The following is a 251-nucleotide window of genomic DNA, read 5'->3' as shown; positions in this document are numbered from 1 at the left end:
CTCGATGAAGTGGGTGGGCAGCGGCGCAGTGGTCATCGGGGCGGGCGCCGCTTCGAGCTGCGGCGGTCGGGTCAGCGGGGCGCGTTCATAACACGGAACCGACCAGGTTCTTCATGCAATCGCCCTGAGAGCCTGGCAGGCTGCGGGCGTGTGGCACCGGCTGCATCTGGTGTTGCTGGCAGAGCTGCGCGGCGCAGGTCAGCTCGATTTCAGTCGAGCGTGTGTGGATGGTGCCAGCGTCGCCAGCCCCC

At 68.1% G+C, this 251-nt stretch carries 1 pseudogene; it reads left to right on the top strand.

The window, feature by feature from the left end:
- Nucleotides 1-124: 124 nt before the first annotated feature.
- A pseudogene (locus HZU84_RS20850) lies at nucleotides 125-251 on the top strand (IS5/IS1182 family transposase); the annotation flags it as partial.

The organism is Sphaerotilus sulfidivorans, assembly GCF_013426975.1.
Classification (GTDB): domain Bacteria; phylum Pseudomonadota; class Gammaproteobacteria; order Burkholderiales; family Burkholderiaceae_C; genus Sphaerotilus; species Sphaerotilus sulfidivorans.
The sequence above is the reverse complement of the archived record's forward strand: the minus strand, read 5'-3'. Positions and strand labels throughout refer to the sequence as shown.